The following is a 1378-nucleotide window of genomic DNA, read 5'->3' as shown; positions in this document are numbered from 1 at the left end:
GGTTAGCGGAGCCGTCACACCCATAACCTCTTTTCCCTGGTGAACGAGATAGACCAAGCTATCGCCATCGAGCAATGTGGCCGCAGGATGTTGCAACAGTTCCGGCAGCTCTGCCCACAGCGGGCCGGGGGCATCAAGCACTGCATTATCAAATGCCGTTAAGGTCACAGAGCCTGGTGCTTGCCCGCGCATCTCCAGTTTGGTGAGAGTCTCGGGCTCAATAGCGCCAAAATGCCGCAACGAACCTTTGGGTTTAGGCTGGAGTGACACCTGATTTACCCAGCGTTTAACATCTGTTTTAACGGCATTTAACAGCGTGTTATTACTCAGGGTTTCTTTGACGGCAATGGATGCCAGGCGCGGAGAGGCCACCGCAGATTTATCCATGAGCCGCTGCCCCAGCGCGGACAAATTACCCTTGCCCGGATTGTGACCAAAGCCCGCATCCGGGGTATACAGTTCGCCATTGATACGAAACGCCTGCACCGTGCGCGTATCATTTGGCCCCCATGCCTGTTGTACCGTCTCAATTCTGTCCTGGCTAGATTGCACAGTGATACTGTAGCGGTTGATATCCGCCTCAGAACGCGCCCGAACGCGGCAGCGGCAACGGTAACCATCCGGCGGATACATAAACTGCCAGACCGGATCATCATAACGGGCGGTAAAGCCATTTAACGCGGCATGTTTGGGGCGCGTTAGTCTGTCCATCACCGCCACCCGCTCCCAATAGGGACGAAACTCGGCATTAGCGAGCTGCTCTTCATAGCGCCCCGCGTTATAGGCTGATTGCATATTGGTTTGGAAGATGGTTTTCAGTCGGCGCGGTGTGAGCTGCTTACCCTCCAGAACGCCATCCGCGTCCGCAACAAGGCCTTTCCCCATCCAACCTTTTTGCTCCAGCACCGGGATAAGTTGCTTTTTGAACTGCTCAAAGGTGGTGCCGGTGCGCAAGCTGTCATTCAGGCTATGGCGAACATCTTCCAATACATCTTGCTTCAATATCCCTGCCACGGTGAACGCCGTGGCATGGGCGCGGGCTTCAACGTCATGCCAATTAAAACCGATGGTATAGCCCTTCGACTCAAAATAGCGAATAGCCTCTTCTGGCTTGAGCGTCATCGCCTGGGCCAGATTGACATCAGCTTTCGGCATTGAGATGCCCCCAGATATCAGCCACAAATATTGCCTGGGTCAGCAGCTGTTGGAGCTGACTGTCATCCAACGCCGGATAGCTGGCGGCGATGATATTGATGGCCTCATCAGGCGACTGGCCCTGATTCAGTGCGGCCACCAGTGGCGCAATGAGTGTACTCATGGCTTGATTAATGGCTTCCGGCACAGAGTGCGCATTATCCAGAACCACCTGCACGGGGTC

General features: G+C 54.9%; 1 protein-coding gene and 1 pseudogene. Both read right to left on the bottom strand.

Features of this window, described 5'->3' with window-relative positions; translation table 11 throughout:
* The coding region (locus tag AEP37_RS23705) for a phage head morphogenesis protein (protein WP_049615634.1) at nucleotides 1-1155 on the bottom strand (1155 nt) is incomplete at its 3' end.
* Nucleotides 1142-1378: pseudogene (locus AEP37_RS23700) on the bottom strand (phage portal protein family protein); the annotation flags it as partial. The gene AEP37_RS23705 and the pseudogene AEP37_RS23700, both read right to left, overlap by 14 nt.

Source organism: Yersinia pekkanenii (genome assembly GCF_001152565.1).
GTDB lineage: Bacteria > Pseudomonadota > Gammaproteobacteria > Enterobacterales > Enterobacteriaceae > Yersinia > Yersinia pekkanenii.
The sequence above is the reverse complement of the archived record's forward strand: the minus strand, read 5'-3'. Positions and strand labels throughout refer to the sequence as shown.